Below are 19,189 nucleotides of genomic sequence, written 5' to 3'. Positions count from 1 at the left end.
TATTGGTTTTTCCCACCCAAACTTAGAATTGCTTAAGTTTGCTTCTTTTTAGAGTCCAATGAACTTGACAAGGAGCCTCTGGAGAGGCGATTTGCTCCGAAAGACCGAGTTGAATATTTCGGCAGCTCTCTAGGCTATCACCTCTCCCTCTCCTTATCAAGTTCCTTTCTAGTGTCAAATCGAAAGGGGTTCTTGTGTTATATGCCCCGCTCTCCAACGCTCATAAAAAACATCTGGAGATAAATTCTTTAGACTGCCATGGGGTCGATCGTAATTATAGAAATCGGTGAATTCATTTATATAGTGATAGGCTTCGTCGTATAGATGGAATGGATGTCGATCGAAACACTCAGCCTGTAAACGGCTAAAATAAGATTCAATATAAGCATTCATATCAGGCGTACGTGGTGGAATTCGTTCATGATATAAGTCTCGGTTTACACAATAATCACCAAAATGTTCGCTCACAAACTGAGGCCCATTATCCGTTCGGATAATAAGGTTGTCATTCGGTGGTTTAAAGTGAATCTTTCTGCGAATCAATGCTTTAGTCATCATCAGGGTGACATCCTTTGCCCGGCAACTGGGTCCCATGTATGAACCTACAATAGATCGGTCAAATACATCGATAACACTACAGACAAATACGAAGCGTGGTGAATGTGCAATCTTGCCGTATTTGATATCCATTTGCCATAGCTGATTGGACTGACTAATCTGATGCTTTATCGCTAATTTCCTAGGATGTTTAGATTTGCGCTCATATTTTGGTTTTAAGATATTCAGTTCATCACAGATTCGAAATCCTTTTTTATGATTAATCTGGATATTGTGCCGGTCTCGCAAAAGCGCAACCCATTTGCGGTATCCTAATGCGCCATACCAATCATCCTCAGCGAATTCCATAAACAACTCTTCAATGTAGGCGTCTGGTACAATCGTTCCATCGAATGTTTTTGAGAATCCTGGAGCGGGTCGTCCTCTCTTCAGCGTTTCTTTCTTAACAGAAGCAGATTTGCTTCGATAATAGGTTGACCGAGGAAGTTCTAGTATTTCTAACAGTCGACTGACCGCAAATCCTTCTGTACGCCATTCATCAACGATCATGGCACGATAGTCTTCACTTGGATTTAACTCTTTTTTTTTAATTCGTCACGTAGTATAGCTAGTTCAAGCTCTTTTTTACCAAGAAGGCTCATAGCCTCTTCAAAACGCTCTTTATAGTCTTGAGTAGTCCATTCGCCGTCTAATAATTTCACACCTTCACGTTCCATTTCATCGCGAACTTCCGTTTCATATTCTTTAATCCAATTTCGAAGTGTGTCCACACAGATTCCTGCAGACTTAGCCGTTGAAGAATACTGCATGGTTTCAAGGGCAATACGAACATACTTCTTTTTCACGTTTTCAATAACATCAATTTTCCTTTTAGCCATCTTCTCACCACCCTTCTTTTAGGACGAGAATACGTCTTATTTTAAGTGTATTCTGAACCCTAAAATTTGTCCAAGGTATTAAGGGGGCTTAAAAGATAGTCGCGGAGATATGAAGAAAACTTGTACTTATATGAATAAATCTGCTTTTATATCCACGAAACAGGTGATATATCCAGAATTCAATCAAAATTTAATCACCAAAGACAAAAAAACTAAGACCTGAAATCAGGTCTTAGTTCATCTTACTATTATTCATCGTCTTCTTCGTCCTCAGAATCTTCTTCTGAGTCTTCATCTGACTCTTCCTCTTCAGACTCTTCTTCGTCAGCAGCTTCTTCTTCCTCTTCTACTTGATCATCTGGATGTTCACCATCTAAATAACCGAAGTGGAATTCGCCAACTAACCATTCACCGTCTTCATCATAAACATTGTAGTTATAATGTCCACGGTCTTCTTCAGCTTCTCCGGAAATTGTTTTGTTTACTAACCAATTTCCTTCCATGAACTCATATACGTCTAAGCGTGTATTATCATCTTCTTCAGCTTCAAATAATACAGAATAGTCGTTATCAACCCAAGTTAAGCTACCATTATCTTCTTCTGTTACACGTTCTGCTAAGTTTTCAGCGAACTCTTCTGTAACTGGTGCGTTTTCAACGAACCAATCAGCAACTTCTTGTTGAGATTCAACGTTTTCAATTTCTGGTTCAGAACCTTCAACGTTGTCAGTGTAGAACTCATCCATAGCATCGCTATAACCGTTCATAGCGTCCATAACTTGTTGCTCTGTGTCACCTTCAGCTTGAGAATCTCCATTTTCATCAGATTCTTCGTCCATATCTTCTTCCGTGCCTTCTTCGGTTTCTTCCGTTTCTTGATCGTCTGTACCATTCTCTTCTGTATCTGGTTCATCGTCTCCATTACACGCTGCTAAAAACATCATTGCTGCTAGGAGTATTGCCAAGTAACGCATGAAATCCCTCCCTGAATATTTCTAATTTTTAGTACAATAGCCATTTTACACGGTTCGACAATTTAAAGTCAATAAAAAAGAAACGGAAATCGAAATAAATTTTAAATAAATGGATTTCTTCCTATATAAATGGAAAGGAGGGGGAATTTGTTATACGTTTTAAAATTATATTATTATTCGCAATTTTTACCTTATGGGTATAAAATATTAGAAAAGGAAAATTTTCGTTTTAGCTGTGGGGGGATTAGATGCAACAAAATACATATATCAAAGTGTCTTTAGTGCTAAGTGATCTATGGGCTCAAAGAATTTTACATAGATATTTAGAGGACTTTTATTTGGAAGGGTACGAGGTGGAAACTCAAACCTTTGAAACTGGTGGAGAATTTTTGGATTCCGATTGGGTATCGAGTGATGAACCTCATTTAGTCTTTGTGGACGAACAGTTGCACGGTAGCAGCGGGCTAGAAATCGTTCATCGTTTAGTTAGCAACCGAAAACCGAACCCTTTTACGATTTTTCAATTAGCATTTCGAAGGTCCGAAGACGAAATTGTGTATGGGTATGAACAAGGAATAGATTTTTTCTTGTTTAAACCTGTAAATCTGAAATTGTTAGATGCTAGAATGCGAAGAACGTTGAAAAGGTTGATTTAAAAATGGAGATATTATTTTACTCATTATCTATAGTTGTTACTCTTTTCCTCTTATTGATTTTCAGTTTATATATTTATCTTTTGTTTCAATATAAAAAGCAATCTAATATAGAACAGCATGTAAACATTAAAAGTGAGTATTACTTCAATCGAATGCTTTCCATCATCTTTGACAAAGATTATTTATCGAATGAGGATTTCCCTAAATCACACGAGGACTATATAGCACTAGAAAGAGTACTTGTCTATTTGGCGCAACATTTTCAGGGAGAAGAACTTAACGAAACCATTTCCTCTTATGCTGATGGCTTCTTTTCAAATCAATTTAAGAAGAAATTAAAAGGGAAAAGTTGGTCGATCCGGATTAATACCCTACATAGAATTTACCAATTAGATATGAAATCTTTAGAAGATGAGCTGAAAGAGATGATTTTAAATGGTCAAATATATACTAAGGAAGAAAATTTTCAAATGATGAAAATTATGTTTCGCATGGATGGTTTCTTTGCTTTAGAACAATTATCAAGAGAAGCATTGAAGCTAAATGATTTTGATCAAAAACGTCTATTATATGAGATGGAAGACCAGTATGTGTTTTCCTTAATGGAACAATTTAATGAATTGAATTATAAATTACAATTAAACATCATTGAGGTTATTGGGATCAGAAGGTTCCCAGAAGCGGTTCTATTTCTTGAAGATCAACTTCATTCTCTTGATTCAGAAACAAGAATTCGTTCTCTTAAAAGCATTTCAAATATAGGTTATGTGGAGAATGTAGAAAAATACCACCAGTTTGTAACAGCAAACAATTGGGAGGAACGATTGATGTTAGCAAAAATATTGGCTTTTGTAAGATCTAATCGCTCCGTAAACCACCTTGTTACATTGATGCATGATAATACTTGGGCAGTTAGAGTAGCTGCTGCTAATTCTTTAATGGTGCATAAAAATGGGAAAGCAGTCATTGAAAATTTATTTGATTATTCAGAAGACCAGTTCACAAAAGATGTTGCCAAAGAAGTTCTTGTTAGGAGTAATTCATAATGCGATTTGATCCATGGACAGTGATATTATTTGAGGTTATTGGATGGGTAATTCTTGCGTACATGTTTATTATAATAACAGTCTATACCTTTATGTATCTTGTTTCATATAGACATTTAAGAAGTGAAAAAGACTTAAACCGGATAGATGATCAGGCTGATTATATGGAATTCTTTTATTCCAAACCAGTCTCGATTCTTGTTCCTGCTTATAATGAACGAGAAGGAGTAATAGCAAGTGTGCGATCTCTCATAAATTTACGTTATCCCTTATTTGAAATCGTTGTGATCAATGACGGTTCGAGTGATCGTACATTGGAAATATTATCGGAAGAATTTGAGTTATTTGCTGTTGAGCAAACTGTGAAGAAAAGTATCCCTTCCCAATCGATTAAGCAATTATATAAATCTAGAATCCTACCAAACCTCACCGTTGTAGATAAGGATAATAGCGGCAAGGCAGATTCCTTAAACGTAGGGATTAATGTATGTAAATATCCATACTTTTGTTCTGTCGACGGAGATTCAATATTGGAAACAGATGCATTGTTAAAAGTGATGAAGCCAGTAATTAATTCGAATGAAGATGTTGTTGCAACAGGAGGAAATATTCGGGTAGCTAATGGATGTATTGTCGAGCAAGGGATTGTCAAAGAAATTGGTCTTCCAAAAAATCCTTTAGCCATTATGCAAGTGATTGAATATTTGCGAGCTTTCCTTATTGGAAGAGTGGGGTTAAGTAGACATAATATGCTGTTAATCATCTCAGGAGCTTTTAGTGTCTTTCAGAAAAAAATGGTTATTGAGTCAGGTGGATACGAGACGGATACGGTAGGAGAAGATATGGAGCTTGTTGTGAAGATGCACCGGAAGATTAGTGATGAAAACCTTAATAAGCGAATTACATTTGTATCTGATCCTGTATGTTGGACGGAAGTGCCTGAAACAGCTAAGCAACTTGGACGCCAAAGGAAAAGATGGCACCGTGGATTAACAGAAACACTTTTTAAACATAAAGATATGGCTGCTAGAAAAAAGTATGGAAAAGTAGGTACCATTTCGCTTCCCTATTTTTGGGTTATTGAATTTTTCGGGCCCATTATTGAATTTTTTGGGTATGCATATTTATTGTTTACACTACTGACAGGAACTTTATACGTTGAGCTTGCCATACTAATCTTTGCAAGCCTGTTTTTATACGGTAGTTTATTTTCATCTACGTCTGTGTTGTTGGAAGCTTGGAGTATATCAAAATATTCCCGGAAACGAGATGTTACCATACTATTTTTCTTCTCGTTAACAGAAATATTTTGGTATAGACCTTTAACTGTTTTCTGGCGGATGGTTGGACTTTTCCAGTATGTAATGAAGTATAGAAGTTGGGGAGAAATGAAAAGGAAGGGAATCGGTAAAACTTCTTAATAATCCCAACACCTTTTCAGCAATAAAGTTGATGTAATTTGGTTACCTTTTACTAACAGCTTGTATTATAGCTTTCTCCATAACCTCGACCGCAACGCTTCCAATAAGATCAATGGAGAAAGAATCATCCCCTGTAGCTAAAGTAAAAATCGTGTCCCCATCATACATTGTGTGTGCTGGGGATATTGTTTTTCCAATTGCATTTTGGGCCATTTGGGACACTTTTTTTGCTTCAGCCTTTGATAGCTTTGCATTCACACCAATTACTCCGATCGTGGTATTTGTCCCCGTACTTCCTTTATGACTTGTGTTCTTCTTCAAAAAACTAGCTGTATTAATAAATTCCCCACTTTCAGGGTTAATGGCTCCTGCTAATATTTGATTGTTAATAGTATCTATAACGTCTCCAAAGGCATTTACAGCAACAATTGCACCTACTACAAGACCATTTTCGAGTGTGATAGAATAACTACCTATTCCACTAGGTGAAGCATGATCGAATCCAAGAACTTTTCCTACTGTTGCTCCTGTTCCTGCGCCAACATTCCCTGTAGTTACTTTGCTATTATTTGCTTGCTTACTCGCTTCATAACCCATTGCTTGATCTGGTCTAACAGAAGGATTTCCCACTGCCAGGTCAAATAAGATAGCACTTGGTACAATTGGAACTTTTGCAACACCTACATCTAATCCAATTCTTTTTTCTTCTAAAAATTGCATAACTCCGCTTGAAGCATCCAAGCCATACGCACTTCCTCCTGCTAAACATATGGCATGAACTTCATTTACAAGGTTGATCGGGTCTAATAAATCTGTTTCTCGAGTACCTGGAGCTGAGCCTCTGACATCCACTCCACAAGTTGCGCCATTTTCTGAGATTATGACCGTACAACCGGTTTTAGCATGTTGATCCTCAGCGTGACCTACTTTAAGGCCTGGAACTGCAGTGATTGTTTGATTATTCATCGTATCACTCCTACTTTTTATATAGTAATACCAATCCAATAATAATCAGGATAAGTGGCCAAAATTGTTCCATTGTTTGAAAAATAAGATCAAGCCAATTAAACCAGTCAGGCATCGTAACAGTTGAAATAGCAAAAAAGGAAATAACGAGCATAACTATACCGGGGACTAAGCCTTGTTTGGTTTGTTGGGCTTTCATTAGAAATGCTACTCCTACAATTAATGTATACATTCCCCAGTGCTCGATCCATTTGTCTGCTTGAGATAATGCATGAAAGTGCAATCCAAAGCCAACTAATATATTACCTGGGAAAATATTTTCTTTTTTATTTTTACCATAAGCAATAATTAGAAAAGCACTTCCTAAAATAATTAAGATAGCTGGCCATGTATCAAATTGGGCGATGATTGGAATATTATACTGGTGAAGAAAGAAATATGTACCTAAACTTATAAGTAATATAGCTGGAAATAATTGTTGTTTCATAAATGATTGATCGCTCCTAATCGGTTTTCTTGATGACTTTTTAACGGTATGATAAGCTAAATAGAGTAGTTAATAATAATTCTAAATTAATAGTAGCACAAAATTTCATAAATTGTTCATGTAGATTTTTCACATAACATGACTGATATTGTTATAATAGGCTTATATGATTATGAACGTGAGATAGGGGTGACCATTATGCATTTCGTTGTTGTAACCATCAATTATCGAACAGCCCCAGTCGAAATTCGTGAGAAGCTTACTTTCTCAGAAGATCAAGTCGGCGAAGCAATGGTTCAATTAAATGAACAAAAGAGTATTCTTGAGAATGTCATTGTTTCCACTTGTAATCGAACAGAGCTTTACGTAGTTGCAGACCAGTTACATACTGGTCGTTATTATGTTAAAAGCTTTTTGGCTGAATGGTTTGAAATGGACGTAGATTATTTAAGTAATTTTATATCTTTAAAAGAAGAAAAAGAAGCTATTGAACACTTATTCCAAGTTACCGCTGGATTAGACTCAATGGTCCTAGGAGAAACGCAAATCTTAGGTCAGGTGAAGGACTCTTTTCAGTTGGCTCAAGAATATGAAGCTTCTGGTTTGTTGTTCAATCAACTTTTTAAACAAGCAATTACTAATGCTAAACGTGCTCATAAGGAAACAGGAATCGGTGAAAATGCTGTATCTATCAGTTATGCCGCGGTCGAATTATCGAAAACAATCTTTGCTGATTTAACAGATCAGAAGGTAGTTATTCTTGGTGCAGGTAAAATGGGCGAGCTAGCAGTGAAAAATTTACACGGCTCAGGTGTTCAAGACATTACCGTCGTAAATCGTACGTTTGAAAAAGCAGAAGAGGTAGCAGAAAAATTTGCTGGACAAGCTGGTTCTATGGATGAGTTAGATGATATCTTACAACGTGCAGATATTGTCATTACTTCTGTAGGAACTGATAATTATATTCTTACTGCTGATCAAATGAAACCTTTATTAAAGAGAAGAAAAGGAAAGCCGCTTTTCATGGTAGACATAGCAGTACCGCGTAATGTAGATCCTGCAATTGAACGCCTGGATGATACGTTCTTGTATGATATTGATGATTTACAAGGGATTGTCGATCAGAATATCGATGAACGCAGAGAAGCTGCTAATGAAATTCGTAAGATGATCGTTAAAGAAATGAAAGCATTTGAAGAATGGCTGACTACACTTGGTGTGGTTCCAATCATTTCTGCTCTTCGTAAAAAAGCATTGACGATTCAACAAGACACAATGGATTCTATCGAACGTAAAATGCCTAATCTTACTCCACGTGAGAAGAAGGTCCTGAATAAGCATACAAAAAGCATCATTAATCAAATGTTGAAAGAACCGATCTTGCAAGCAAAAGAAATGGCTGGGGAAGAACATGCGGATGATATGTTGAAATTATTCGTACGTGTATTTGGTATTGAAGATGAAATTCATCAAGAACTTCAAGAACAAAGTAAGAAACACCAAAGTCATCAATCTGTAAATCAATCCTTACCAATTGCAAGTTTGATTCAAGCAATTCAGTAAGTTCCAGTAGAAATTACTATTCTGAGAGGTGTGTGCTCTCATGGAGTTCTTCCAACAATTCAAAATCTATGAGATCATTATTGCTCTTTATGGATTAAGCTTGATCTTTTACTTTTATGATTTTGTACAACGCGACCGGAAGGCTAACCAAATGGCCTTCTGGTTCCTTTTATTGGTTTGGATTCTTCAAACCATTTTTTTATTTGTGAAGATATATATAGATGGAGCACTTCCAATTTTTATTCTTGTGGAAGGTTTATATTTTTATGCATGGTTAATTCTATTAGTATCCATTGTCATCAACTATTTCTTTCAAATGGATTTTGTAGTGTTTATAATGAATGTGGTCGGTTTTTTAGTAATGGTGTTATTTTTACTAACACATACCACTGGCCAATCAAATGTAGATAGTGTGCTTGTGAGTGAAATTTTATTAACTCATATTATATTGGCTTTCATTGCCTATACACTTTATACCTTATCGTTTGCTTTTTCTTTATTGTATTTATTGCAATTTTATCTATTAAAAAAGAAAAAGTGGCAACAATTAGTTAGAAGGATCGGAAGCTTAGGTTTACTAGAAAGAATTTCTTTCTTACTCATCACCTTTGCGACTCCTCTTTTACTTATATCGCTTGTATTTGGAATTCTATGGGCATATACATCATCCGATTTATTTTATTGGATTGATTTAAAAACAATTGGGTCTTTCTTTGTAATCTTAGTTTATTCTGTTATTTTATATATCAAAGTGCGGAACCATTTCACTGGGAAAAATATTGCTATTTTAAATATGGTTGCGTTTTTAGTTTTATTTATAAATTATTTAATATTATCTATGTGGTCGAATTTCCACGGAATCTAGGAGGAAAATTATGAGAAATATAATTATCGGTTCAAGAAAGAGCAACTTAGCATTGACTCAGACACAGTGGGTTATTGATCAATTAAATGAAGTGACAGATGAATATAGCTTTGAAGTGAAAAAAATTGTAACGAAAGGGGATCAAATTCTTAACGTTACTTTATCCAAAGTGGGTGGAAAAGGCTTGTTCGTAAAAGAAATTGAACAGGCTATGTACAATTATGAAATTGATATGGCCGTTCACAGCATGAAGGATATGCCTTCTCAAATGCCTGAAGGTCTAACAATTGCTTGCGTTCCAGAACGTGAAGACCATCGCGACGCGTTCATTTCAAATGATCATATTCCATTAGATGATTTGAAAGAAGGGGCAATCATTGGAACAAGTAGCTTGCGACGTGGAGCACAGATCTTAGCTTATCGACCAGATTTACAAATACAATGGATCCGTGGAAACATCGAAACTCGTTTAAGAAAATTAAAAGAAGAGAATTTCGATGCTATTATCCTAGCTGCAGCTGGCTTAAAGCGTATGGGTTGGTCCACTGATATCATTACAGAATTACTAGAACCTGAAAAGTGTTTACCTGCTATTGGACAAGGTGCGCTTGCATTAGAATGTCGAGAAGATGATGAAGATTTAATTAATCTAATTAGTAAAATTAACGATGAATATACAGCGGAAACAGTAGCTGCAGAAAGAAGGTTTCTTAGCTTACTAGAAGGAAGTTGTTCTGTTCCGATTGCAGGCTATGCTATTAAAGAAGGAAATGAAGTTGTTTTGACAGCACTCGTGTCATCTTCAGATGGTAAGACGGTTCTTCAAACAACAACCAGAAATGAAAGTGCATTGGAAGCCGGAAATGAAGCAGCAGATCAGCTGATTGCCCGCGGAGCAAAGGAGTTAGTGGAACAGGCTAAAGAAGAAATGGATGAACAGTAATGACTGCGGTAGCAGGTAAAGAAATTCTTCTTTCTCGTGAGCCTGAGAATGCGACCCCATTTACACGGAAATTGGAAGAAGTAAAAGCAAATGTTCATTGTATAGGGCTTATTGAATTTCAAGACTGTTTCTCTTATACACATCTATTGAATACACCACTTCATTCCGTTGACTGGCTATTTTTCACAAGTATGAATGGTGTACGGTTCTTTTTCGATCAAGTTAAAAATGATGCTCAGATGATGGAATTTTTAACTACTATCCAAATAGCTGCTGTTGGACCGAAAACGAAAGCTGCAGTGAAAGACTATGGATTTGAGGTAGACTTTATTCCTTCTGTATATGATGCAGACCATTTGGCGGATGAGTTTCTACAAAAATTTGAGCCGAATCATATAGTAATAGTTAAAGGCAATTTATCTAGAAATATATTAGACAATTATTTTAAGACTATGCAAGTTCCTTACACTCCGCTAATTGTTTATGAAACAAAGGTTGCAGAAGGAAAGAAAGTGCAGTTAGATGAATTGACGAAGAATTATCAATTGGATGCACTTGTCTTTACTTCCCCTTCCAATATTGATGCATGGTTAAAGATGTCTTCTAAATCTACTTCCTATTTGAATTTGCCGTGTTTCTGTATTGGAGAAACCACGGAAAAGAAAGCAAGAGAAAGTGGATTTTCTACTATTATTAAACCTGAAAGATATACGTTAGAAGAGTTAGCAAACAGTGTTATTGCTTATTATGAGAGGAGTATATAAATGACTGGTTTACATTTTGATCGCCATCGTAGACTAAGAACAACTAGTAATTTAAGGTCTTTGGTACGTGAAACGAAATTGAATGCAGAAGATTTAGTTTATCCGTTGTTTGTATTAGAAGAAAAAGGAATTAAAAACGAAGTAGCTTCCATGCCAGGTGTTTATCAAGTTTCCTTAGATCACTTGCTAAATGAAGTGCAAGAAATAACTGAATTGGGTATAAAATCCATTATATTATTTGGTGTGCCAAAAGAAAAAGATGCAGTTGGGTCGGAAGCATATAATGATGAAGGTATTGTCCAACAGGCAACTAGATTAATAAAAGAGCAATATCCAGAGCTTGTAGTGATTGCCGATACTTGCCTTTGTCAATATACATCCCATGGACATTGTGGAATAGTTGAGAATGATTATGTACAAAATGATCCTACTCTTCCATTATTAGTCGATACAGCTGTTTCGCAAGCTAAAGCTGGTGCGGATATTATTGCTCCTTCTAACATGATGGATGGTTTTGTGACTGCGATTCGAAGTGGATTAGATGAAGCAGGATTTAAAGAAATTCCGATCATGTCTTACGCAGTTAAATATGCATCTGCATTTTATGGTCCGTTTAGAGATGCAGCACATAGCTCCCCTGAATTCGGAGATCGTAAAACGTATCAAATGGATCCAGCAAATAGATTAGAAGCAATGAGAGAAGCGGAGTCCGATATAGAAGAAGGAGCTGACTTCTTAATAGTAAAACCTGCCTTAAGTTATCTAGATATTATAAGAGACTTGAAGGATCGTTCCACTTTGCCAGTCGTTGCTTATAATGTAAGTGGAGAGTATTCATTAATCAAAGCTGCAGCCGCAAATGGTTGGGTGAATGAGAAAGAAATCGTACTTGAAAAAATTACTTCCATGAAAAGAGCAGGAGCAGATTTAATTATCTCTTACTTTTCAAAAGATGTGGCTAAATGGTTAAAAGAAGATGGGGAGGTATAAAAAATGATGAATCAAAATCGATCGAACGAACTTTTTCAAGAAGCAGTGGATTTATTTCCTGGCGGGGTAAATTCTCCTGTACGCGCCTTTAATTCAGTAAATGTAGATCCTATTTATATGGAAGAAGGAAAAGGTTCTAAAATTACCGATGTTGATGGTAATACGTACATTGATTATGTGCTAAGTTGGGGACCACTTATGGTCGGACATGCACATGATCAAGTTATGAGTGTATTACATGATGTGATGGCAAAAGGAACTAGTTTTGGGGCAAATGTTGAATACGAAAACAAATTAGCTAAGCTTGTCATTGATCGTGTACCTTCTATTGAAATGATTCGAATGGTTAATTCGGGCACGGAAGCTACGATGAGTGCGTTAAGATTAGCTCGTGGATATACGAAACGTAATAAAATCCTAAAATTTGAAGGTAATTATCATGGTCATGGCGACTCTCTTTTAATCAAAGCAGGATCAGGGGTTGCAACATTAGGATTACCTGATAGCCCTGGAGTGCCAGAGTCGATTGCTCAGAACACAATCACAGTTCCATACAATGACCAAGAAAGCGTTAAATACGCTTTTGAACAATACGGTGATGATTTAGCGGCTGTTATTGTAGAACCTGTGTCAGGGAATATGGGAGTTGTCCCACCTGTAGATCACTTCTTAACGTATCTAAGAGAAATAACGAATGAATACAATAGCTTATTAATTTTTGACGAAGTAATGACTGGTTTCCGTGTAGGATATACATCTGCCCAAGGTCATTTTGGAGTAACACCTGACTTAACTTGTCTAGGCAAAGTTATTGGTGGAGGGTTGCCAGTTGGTGCCTATGGAGGTAAGCGAGAAATTATGGAATTAGTTGCTCCAGCAGGTTCGATTTACCAAGCAGGAACACTGTCTGGTAATCCACTCGCAATGGCAGCTGGTTATGCAACATTAAGTCAGTTAACAGAAGAATCCTATGAAAAAATTAATAAAAAAGCAGACAGATTGGTTGCTGGACTTGAAAAGGCCGCAGCTGAACACGGTGTTCCACTAACCGTAAATCGTGCAGGTTCCATGCTAGGATTCTTTTTTACGAATGAAAAAGTAACTAACTTTGAATCAGCAAAATCATCAGATTTAGATTGGTTTGCTCAATATTATAAGCATATGATTGAAGGTGGCGTTTTCTTACCACCATCCCAATTTGAAGGCATGTTCCTATCGACAGAACACTCGGATGAAGATATTGAAAAAACGATCCAAGTAGCAACGGAAGCTTTTAAACATTATCAGAAATAAAATAACTCTTAACACCCTTGTCCCATATTTGGGGGCAAGGGTTTTCTTGTCTCATAGGTTCTTAAAAATTTAATATTCACATATAGTAGTCCATAAAGGATATAAAAGGAGGATTACTGTGAACAATCAACCGTATGTACCTTATCGATTCGAAATTTCAGAACAGATACAATTTGTACCTGGGGAAGAGATCGAAGACTTGTATAGCATTCAAGTAGATTCAGAAGTTGACGTATTTAGAGAAAGTCAGTTTGTTCAATTAAGAGGTGTACTAATAGTTAAAGGTGATTATCAAACGAAAGGAAATGATCAATCAACAGTATTAATGGATGAGGAAAACGAAAATATTGTTAGGCAGACAAAGGCACTTGATAATGGCTTTATGGAGTTTCAATATCCCATTCCAATTGACGTATCCATTCCGAACTATCGTTTGAGAGCAGATAATGAGTTAGATGTCGTCGTTGACTATTTTGATTATGAATTGACAGAGCCCAAGACCTTAAAAATATACGCAGGAGTGCAGGTCGAAGGTTTGCAAGAACTAGATGAACAAAGACAAAATGAAGAGCCATATTACAATGCTGACTTTGGACTTCAGCAGTTTCCGAATATGAATCAGCAACCCACTTCTTATAATATTCCCGAAAAAGAGGAAACTGAAGAAGATATAAATCCTCAAAATAGTGAAAGCTCAGAGGAAGAAATAGAAAAGAAAGAACCTGAAGTTGGAAGAATTAAAAAAGAACAATCCCAGTCTTTACAACAATTTTTAAATAAAAATAACAAATCCATCGCTGAAACAGAAGAAAAAGAATTAAGTGAGCCCCTTGAGAATGAAGAGGAAAAAGCAGCAAATAATGAACAGATAGAATCAACTGATATCGAAGAAGAAAAATATGAAGAAGATCTAGTAGATGACCAAGAAAGCGAAAACGATGCGCCACCTTCGAAAAAAGGTTTAGGGTATTTATCAAAGTTTTTTAGAGACTCTAATGCAAACCAAGCGAAAATAAAATTGAGAATGGTTCAAGCTGATGAAACCATTGAACAAATTGCTGCAGCATGTGGCGTGTCTGTTGCAAGTGTGAAAAAAGTGAATAATTTAAGTGAAGATACAGATATTAAAGAAGGGGAATTAATTTACGTTCCGGTTGAAGATAACTAAAACCATTCTAAGTAAAATGCAACAAATAATCCAACTAACAACCCTGACAGAAAAACATCGATTGTAGATGGGAAAATTAACGTTCTAATTAATTGGAAAATCATAATTGGTAATACACATTTTTCAATCGTAAAAATACATTTGCGAGCCCAAGGTGGCAATCTATAACGGTAGTATTGAGCCATCTTTTTCCTCCTTTAATGATCCTTTGTATTAAATTATGAAATCGATTATATTTGGTTACTCTTCTATTGACTTTCTATAGGAATGTTGTATACAATATAAAGCAACTAAATATGAAAAATGCTTGTAAGAGAAGAGTACAAGTCAAATACTGTGCAGAGAGGGAAGAACTTGGTGGAAACTTCCTCAGTTTATTTGCTTGGAAGGTCGCTCTGAATATGCAGCTTTAATGAACTTAAGTAGTTGAAGCCGGTAAACTCCGTTAACATTCTCGAGTGTATAAGCTATAAATTTAGCTTATAAATGAAGGTGGTACCGCGAAATAATCTTTTCGTCCTTTTTAGGATGAAAAGATTTTTTTATTTGTTTTTTCTAAAATAAGTACTAATTAAAAGGAGGGATTAAAGTGGAAGAACAAAATCACACTTCCATGGCATCAAAGTATAATCCGAATGAAATTGAAGAAGGTCGTTATAACTATTGGGTAAAAGGGAAGTTTTTTGAAGCTACAAATGATGAAACGAAAGATCCTTTTACAATTGTAATCCCTCCACCGAATGTTACTGGCAGGTTACACCTTGGACATGCATGGGACACGACACTGCAGGATATTATAGCTCGCTATAAACGGATGAAAGGTTATGACGTGCTTTGGTTACCTGGTATGGATCATGCTGGAATTGCGACACAAGCAAAGGTAGAAGGTAAGCTAAAAGAAGAAGGAAAAAGCAAGTACGATTTAGGTCGTGAAAAATTTCTAGAGCAGGCTTGGGACTGGAAAGAAGAGTATGCTAAATTTATTCGTACCCAGTGGGAAAAGTTAGGTCTAGGAGTAGATTACTCACGGGAAAGATTTACACTTGATGATGGTCTTTCTAACGCTGTAAAAGAAGTTTTCGTATCATTATATGAAAAAGACTTAATTTATCGCGGGGAGTATATTATTAATTGGGATCCATCTACGAAGACTGCCCTATCTGACATTGAAGTTATTTATAAAGAAGTGAACGGTGGGTTTTACCATATGAGATATCCTCTTAAGAATGGGGAGGGCTCTATAGAGGTTGCGACAACTCGACCTGAGACAATGCTAGGAGATACAGCAGTTGCGGTGCACCCTGAAGACGATCGTTATAAGCATTTAATCGGAGAAAAAGTGATATTACCAGTTATTGGACGTGAAATAGAAATCGTAGCCGATGATTATGTAGATATGGAGTTTGGTTCTGGTGCAGTTAAAATCACACCTGCTCATGATCCGAATGATTTTGAAATTGGTAACCGTCATCAATTAGAACGTGTATTAGTAATGGATGAGAGCGGTACGATGAATGAAAATGCAGGGAAATACGAAGGTATGGATCGATTTGATTGTAGAAAGCAAATTGTAAAAGATCTTCAAGACCAAGGTGTAATGTTCAAAATAGAAGAGCATGTTCATTCAGTTGGTCACTCAGAGCGTAGTGATGCTGTAGTTGAGCCGTATTTATCTACTCAATGGTTTGTAAATATGCAGCCACTTGCTAACGAAGCAATCCAATTACAAGAAGGCAATGATAAAGTAGATTTCGTACCGGATCGTTTTGAGAAAACGTATTTACATTGGATGGAGAACATCCGTGATTGGTGTATTTCTCGTCAACTATGGTGGGGACACCGAATTCCAGCTTGGTACCACAAAGAAACTGGTGAATTGTATGTAGGTCGTGAAGAACCATCAGACCCTGAAAATTGGGAACAAGATGAAGATGTATTAGATACGTGGTTCTCATCTGCTTTATGGCCATTTTCCACAATGGGATGGCCAGACGAAAACCAAGAAGATTTTAAACGTTACTTCCCTACAGATGTCCTTGTGACAGGATATGACATTATTTTCTTTTGGGTTTCTCGAATGATCTTCCAGTCCAAACATTTTACGGAACGTCGTCCATTTAAAGATGTTTTAATTCACGGGTTAGTACGGGATGCAAATGGTCGTAAAATGAGTAAATCACTTGGTAACGGTGTAGACCCAATGGATGTAATCGAGAAATATGGAGCGGACTCTTTACGTTATTTCTTGGCGACAGGCTCTTCTCCTGGTCAAGATCTTAGGTTCCAGTGGGAAAAAGTTGAGTCAACATGGAACTTTGCTAATAAGATATGGAATGCTTCCAGGTTTGTAATTATGAACTTAGAAGACTTCTCTGCTGAGGATATTGACTTGTCCGGAGAGAAATCAGTTGCTGATGAATGGATCATGACTCGATTGAATGAAACAGTAGATCATGTTACTAAAAATATTGATCGTTACGATTTTGGAGAAGCGGGTCGAGCGCTTTATAATTTTATATGGGATGACTTTTGTGATTGGTATATTGAAATGTCCAAATTACCGCTTTACGGGGATAACGAAGCTAAAAAAATAACGACAAAGTCAATACTCGTAACTACTTTAGATGCAATATTAAAAATGTTGCACCCGTTTATGCCATTTATTTCCGAGGAAATATGGCAGCACATTCCTCACGTTGGGGAATCAATCACTGTTGCGCCTTGGCCACAAGTGAATCCTGATTTCAGCAACGAACAATCACGTAAAGAGATGGAGCGCCTAGTGTCCATTATTCGATCTGTACGAAATGTTCGTTCTGAAGTAGATACTCCAATGTCTAAAGAGATTAAGATTATTATAAAAGCAAATGATCAATCAGTTGTAGATGAATTGAAAAATAATGATGAGTATTTAAACCGTTTCTGTAATCCAGAAAAACTCGTAATTGATACTGCACCAGAAGTGCCTGATCAGGCTAAAAGTGCGGTAGTAACTGGAGCTGAAATTTTCTTCCCATTGGAAGGATTAATTGATATTGATGCTGAAATAGAGCGGTTAGAAGATGAGTTGAAAAAGTGGAATCAGGAAGTAGATCGTGTAGAAAAGAAATTGGCAAACGAAAAATTCGTAGAAAAAGCTCCTGAAAGTGTTGTTCAAGAAGAACGCGACAAGCAAAAAGACTATCTTGAGAAACAAAAGGTAGTGGAAGAAAGAATTACGGAATTGAAAAATGTATAAGTGTTAAATAAAATTAAATTGCCTGTTCATTAGAGCAGGCAATTTAATTAGTTTTAATGAAACGAGGGTGTTTTTATGAAAGAGAAGCAGGCAATTGAATGGATTCATGAACAATTAAATTTTGGAATAAAGCCAGGTTTAAAAAGAGTAGAGTGGTTACTAGAAAAATTGAATAACCCACATAAAGAAATTAAATCGGTTCATGTTGCTGGAACCAATGGAAAAGGCTCAACCGTTACTTATTTACGCCATCTATTTGAAAGTCATGGATTTGTTGTAGGAACATTTACGTCACCCTATATTGAAATTTTTAATGAAAGAGTTAGCATCAATGGTCAACCTATAAAAGGGGACGATCTGGCGAAGTATGTCGAGCAAATAAAACCACTTGCGAAACAATTAGCAAACAGTGATTTAGGACCTCCGACTGAATTTGAGATCATTACGGTTATTGCCATGCTCTATTTCAAAGATCAACAAGTTGACTATGCGATTTACGAAGTCGGTCTTGGTGGAAGGCTTGACTCAACAAACGTCATCGAACCTATTTTATCAATCATTACTACAATTGGATTTGACCATGTACATATCTTAGGTGAAACAATAGAGGAAATCACGTATGAAAAAGCTGGAATTATTAAGAAAAATACACCTGTAGTTTCAGGTGTTAAACAGAGCCGTGCAAAGCAAGTGATTTTTGACAAAGCAAAAGAAACAGAAGCATCTTTGTTTGAATCAAGTAATCACTATCAAATAGAAGTGAATAACTCCAATAAAGGTGTTATGTTTCACCTACAAACGGATTTAGGAATCAACTTTCATGACGTACAATTGCAAATGAAAGGAAACCATCAAGCGGAAAATGCTGCTTTGGCTCTGTATAGCTTTTTATTAATTTGTAAAATTAAAGAAGTGAATTTCCAAAAAGAGTATGCGACTAAATCCCTATATCATGCAAGTTGGCCAGGTCGTTTTGAATTGGTAAATGAAAAGCCACATGTGATCTTAGATGGTGCGCATAATGTCGAAGCAATGGAAGCATTAATAGAAACTATAAATTCCCACTATGATAGGAATTCCGTTCATATAGTACTAGCAGTTATTAAAAATAAACCACTAGATAAAATGCTAGATTTACTAGAACTAAATTTTCAAAATATAACAATAACAACATTTGACTTTCAGCAAAATTATGGATATTATGAACTAAGTGAAAAGTTAGAAAATAGAAATATAAACATAGAGATTAATTGGAAAAAAGCTATAAATCAACATATGAAAAACTTAAGAGAGAATGATGTTTGTATTGTAACAGGGTCATTATATTTTGTGTCTACTGTTCGTGAATACTTTTTACCTATACGATAACGAAGGTTAAT

General features: G+C 36.2%; 18 protein-coding genes and 1 other annotated feature. Of the genes, 12 read left to right on the top strand and 6 right to left on the bottom strand.

Translation table 11 applies throughout. The features are described 5' to 3' along the window. Positions 1-174: 174 nt before the first annotated feature. From G532_RS14695 to G532_RS15980, 3 genes are all read right to left on the bottom strand, one after another. Positions 175-1,107 (bottom strand): IS3 family transposase, encoded by a 933-nt coding sequence (locus G532_RS14695; RefSeq protein ID WP_035512484.1) that lies wholly within the window; start codon positions 1,105-1,107, stop codon positions 175-177. Positions 1,108-1,130: 23 nt separating this feature from the next. Next, entirely contained in the window at positions 1,131-1,436 is a 306-nt protein-coding gene (locus tag G532_RS0103650) for a hypothetical protein (protein WP_027963579.1), read from the bottom strand. 248 nt (positions 1,437-1,684) lie between these two features. Beyond that, positions 1,685-2,410: a hypothetical protein gene (locus G532_RS15980; RefSeq protein ID WP_027963578.1), complete on the bottom strand. Its 726-nt coding sequence runs from the start codon at positions 2,408-2,410 to the stop codon at positions 1,685-1,687. A 248-nt stretch (positions 2,411-2,658) separates the two neighbouring features. Here G532_RS15980 and G532_RS0103635 point away from each other — a divergent pair, with 248 nt between their 5' ends. The 3 genes from G532_RS0103635 to G532_RS0103625 are packed head-to-tail and all read left to right on the top strand — an operon-like array spanning position 2,659 to position 5,533. After that, positions 2,659-3,066, top strand: a complete 408-nt coding sequence (locus G532_RS0103635) for a response regulator transcription factor (protein ID WP_027963577.1) — start codon at positions 2,659-2,661, stop codon at positions 3,064-3,066. A gap of 2 nt (positions 3,067-3,068) precedes the next feature. Further along, positions 3,069-4,112 carry a HEAT repeat domain-containing protein gene (locus tag G532_RS0103630; protein WP_027963576.1) on the top strand — a complete coding sequence of 348 codons (1,044 nt, stop codon included), beginning with the start codon at positions 3,069-3,071 and terminating at the stop codon, positions 4,110-4,112. After that, positions 4,112-5,533, top strand: a complete 1,422-nt coding sequence (locus G532_RS0103625; RefSeq protein ID WP_027963575.1) for a glycosyltransferase family 2 protein — start codon at positions 4,112-4,114, stop codon at positions 5,531-5,533. The genes G532_RS0103630 and G532_RS0103625 overlap by 1 nt, the downstream gene beginning before the upstream one ends. 42 nt (positions 5,534-5,575) lie before the next feature. On the opposite strand, the gene G532_RS14690 is transcribed toward G532_RS0103625, so the two are convergent. Then, positions 5,576-6,499, bottom strand: a complete 924-nt coding sequence (locus G532_RS14690; RefSeq protein ID WP_035512481.1) for a P1 family peptidase — start codon at positions 6,497-6,499, stop codon at positions 5,576-5,578. Positions 6,500-6,509: 10 nt separating this feature from the next. Next, positions 6,510-6,986, bottom strand: coding sequence for a LiaI-LiaF-like domain-containing protein (locus G532_RS0103615; RefSeq protein WP_027963574.1), 477 nt, complete (start codon positions 6,984-6,986; stop codon positions 6,510-6,512). 198 nt (positions 6,987-7,184) lie between these two features. On the opposite strand from G532_RS0103615, the gene hemA reads away from it, so the two are divergent. From hemA to G532_RS0103580, 7 genes are all read left to right on the top strand, one after another. Then, on the top strand, positions 7,185-8,549 hold the full coding sequence (gene hemA / locus G532_RS0103610; RefSeq protein WP_027963573.1) for a glutamyl-tRNA reductase: 1,365 nt from the start codon (positions 7,185-7,187) through the stop codon (positions 8,547-8,549). A 40-nt stretch (positions 8,550-8,589) separates the two neighbouring features. Next, positions 8,590-9,414 carry a cytochrome C assembly family protein gene (locus G532_RS0103605; protein ID WP_027963572.1) on the top strand — a complete coding sequence of 275 codons (825 nt, stop codon included), beginning with the start codon at positions 8,590-8,592 and terminating at the stop codon, positions 9,412-9,414. A 10-nt stretch (positions 9,415-9,424) separates the two neighbouring features. Continuing rightward, positions 9,425-10,357, top strand: a complete 933-nt coding sequence (gene hemC / locus G532_RS0103600) for a hydroxymethylbilane synthase (protein WP_027963571.1) — start codon at positions 9,425-9,427, stop codon at positions 10,355-10,357. Further along, positions 10,357-11,121, top strand: a complete 765-nt coding sequence (locus tag G532_RS0103595) for a uroporphyrinogen-III synthase (RefSeq protein WP_027963570.1) — start codon at positions 10,357-10,359, stop codon at positions 11,119-11,121. The genes hemC and G532_RS0103595 overlap by 1 nt, the downstream gene beginning before the upstream one ends. After that, positions 11,122-12,111, top strand: coding sequence for a porphobilinogen synthase (gene hemB / locus G532_RS0103590; RefSeq protein WP_027963569.1), 990 nt, complete (start codon positions 11,122-11,124; stop codon positions 12,109-12,111). Between the two features lie 3 nt (positions 12,112-12,114). Beyond that, positions 12,115-13,404, top strand: a complete 1,290-nt coding sequence (hemL, locus tag G532_RS0103585; protein WP_027963568.1) for a glutamate-1-semialdehyde 2,1-aminomutase — start codon at positions 12,115-12,117, stop codon at positions 13,402-13,404. 118 nt (positions 13,405-13,522) lie between these two features. Next, entirely contained in the window at positions 13,523-14,572 is a 1,050-nt protein-coding gene (locus tag G532_RS0103580; RefSeq protein ID WP_027963567.1) for a LysM peptidoglycan-binding domain-containing protein, read from the top strand. On the opposite strand, the gene G532_RS0103575 is transcribed toward G532_RS0103580, so the two are convergent. Continuing rightward, positions 14,569-14,757 (bottom strand): hypothetical protein, encoded by a 189-nt coding sequence (locus tag G532_RS0103575; RefSeq protein ID WP_027963566.1) that lies wholly within the window; start codon positions 14,755-14,757, stop codon positions 14,569-14,571. The genes G532_RS0103580 and G532_RS0103575 overlap by 4 nt on opposite strands. Before the next feature lie 113 nt (positions 14,758-14,870). Then, positions 14,871-15,097: a binding site (T-box leader), on the top strand. An 88-nt stretch (positions 15,098-15,185) separates the two neighbouring features. On the opposite strand from G532_RS0103575, the gene G532_RS0103570 reads away from it, so the two are divergent. After that, positions 15,186-17,810 (top strand): valine--tRNA ligase, encoded by a 2,625-nt coding sequence (locus tag G532_RS0103570; RefSeq protein ID WP_035512499.1) that lies wholly within the window; start codon positions 15,186-15,188, stop codon positions 17,808-17,810. Positions 17,811-17,885: 75 nt separating this feature from the next. Then, positions 17,886-19,178 (top strand): bifunctional folylpolyglutamate synthase/dihydrofolate synthase, encoded by a 1,293-nt coding sequence (locus G532_RS0103565; protein WP_027963564.1) that lies wholly within the window; start codon positions 17,886-17,888, stop codon positions 19,176-19,178. The last annotated feature ends 11 nt before the right edge of the window (positions 19,179-19,189 follow it).

This window comes from Halalkalibacillus halophilus DSM 18494 (genome assembly GCF_000423105.1).
Lineage (GTDB): Bacteria > Bacillota > Bacilli > Bacillales > Alkalibacillaceae > Halalkalibacillus > Halalkalibacillus halophilus.
This window is presented reverse-complemented; position numbering and strand designations above follow the sequence as displayed.